Here is a 1,729-nt window from a genome sequence, read left to right as displayed (position 1 = left end):
CGAGCAGCGCGCCGTTCTTGTCCTCCAGCACCGCGCGGTATTCGTGCGGCCCGGCCTGCACGGGCACGCGCACCGATGCGCCGGCCTTCACGACCCGCGCCATCGCCGCATAGAGATCGTCGTCCTCGTCGACGCGCAGCGTCAGCGCCGCGCGCTCGACGATCTGCTCGTCGCCCGCGACCAGCGCGATCGTCAGCGGGCCGCCGTCGAGCGCGCAATAGCGGTCGCCGTCGCGGAACTTCACGTTCAGGCCGAGCCCGTCGACGAACAGCGGCAATGCCGTGTCGATGTCGTCGACCGGATACAGCAGCATCGATACCTTCATTCCCTCTCTCCCTTGTCGTTGGCCGGCGCACGCCATGCGCCGCCGTTCGATGCTAGCGCGCGGTTCGCCGCGTCACGCAGTCCGATCGGATGACGGTGAAACCCCTCTGTCCCCGCAGGCGTGCCGGTACTCCGAACAGACGATGCTCGCGCCCGTCCGCGCGCCGACACTCCCATTCGTGGACCGTCGCGCTTCGTCCGTATCGTGCGGGCGGGCTGCACGACCCCGACTCGTCCAACAACCATGGAGACGCACGCAATGAAGTTTTCCCTCATCTACGAAGCCCAGACCACCGACGCATCGCGCGAGGGCGACCACCGGGTATTCAAGGAGACGGTCGAACAGGCGCTGCTCGCCGAGCAGGTCGGCTTCGACACGATCTGGTGCGTGGAGCACACGTCGCTGACCAACTATGCGCACATGAGCGCGCCGGAAACCTTCCTTGCGTACCTGGCCGGCCGCACGACGCGCATCGGCCTCGGCCACGGTGTCGTGTGCCTGCCGCCGGCGATGAACCACCCGATCAAGGTCGCCGAGCGCGTCGCGCTGCTCGACATCCTGTCCGGCGGCCGCGTGCACTTCGGCGTCGGCAAGGGCGGCAGCCAGCAGGAAGCCGGCGCGTTCGGCTACGACCTCAACGAACTGCAGCCGATGATCGACGAATCGATGTACCTCGTGCCGAAGATGTTCGTGCAGGACGAGATCGAGCACGACGGCAAGTACATCAAGATTCCGAAGCGTCCGATCCACCCGAAGCCGTTCCAGGATCCGCATCCGCCGATGTACCTCGCGTGCACCAACACCGACGCGCTGCTGCGTGCCGGCCAGCGCGGGATGGGCGCGCTGGTGCTCGGTTTCGGCGGCCCCGACGAAGTCGCGAAGAAGAACGCCGTGTACCGCGAAGCGTGGGCGAACCGCAAGCCGGAAGACCAGGTCGGTTTCCGCTCGACGCAGCACCTCGCGGCGCTGTGCCCGACGGTCGTGATGGCCGACGGCCAGGCCGCGCGCAAGATCGGCATCCGCGGCCAGCGCTACTTCATGGAATCGCTCGCGTACTGGTACACGGGCGGCGAGCGGCCGGACCCGGCGAAGTGGGGCGACGATCTTGTGCAGGCCGACACCGGCGAGATGGTGATCCGCTCGCGCTTTGCATCGGAGGAAGTCGTCGTGAACTTCGCCGACCCGGCGCTCGCGATGATGAACCCGAACCACGCGTACGGCACGGTGGACGACTGCATCGGCTATGTCGGCCGCCTGCAGGAAGCCGGCGTCGATGAAGTGCTGTTCCTGTGCCAGATGGGCACGGTGCCGCACGAAGCGCAGATGGAGACGATCCGCAACATCGGCGAGCACGTGATCCCGTTCTTCAACAAGGAGAAGGAGCGCGCCTGCGCGTGATGCACC

2 protein-coding genes are annotated in these 1,729 nt (G+C 67.1%); one reads left to right on the top strand and one right to left on the bottom strand.

The genetic code is table 11. The annotated features are described in order from the left end of the window. Window positions 1-325, bottom strand: a 325-nt coding sequence (locus tag JYJ84_RS35885; protein ID WP_205190228.1) for a VOC family protein, incomplete at its 3' end; no start/stop codon positions are given. A 258-nt stretch (window positions 326-583) separates the two neighbouring features. On the opposite strand from JYJ84_RS35885, the gene JYJ84_RS35880 reads away from it, so the two are divergent. Beyond that, window positions 584-1,723 (top strand): LLM class flavin-dependent oxidoreductase, encoded by a 1,140-nt coding sequence (locus tag JYJ84_RS35880; protein ID WP_175219645.1) that lies wholly within the window; start codon window positions 584-586, stop codon window positions 1,721-1,723. Window positions 1,724-1,729 lie beyond the last annotated feature (6 nt).

Origin of the sequence: Burkholderia sp. LMG 13014 (assembly GCF_905232215.1) — a bacterium.
In the GTDB taxonomy this organism is placed as follows: Bacteria; Pseudomonadota; Gammaproteobacteria; order Burkholderiales; family Burkholderiaceae; genus Burkholderia.
Note: the sequence above shows the minus strand (reverse complement) of the source record. Positions and strands in the feature narration are given on the sequence as shown.

Coding starts and splice junctions, on each gene's coding strand:
- JYJ84_RS35880 (WP_175219645.1), top strand. CDS start 584: ATGAAGTTTTCCCTCATCTACGAAGCCCAGACCACCGACGCATCGCGC.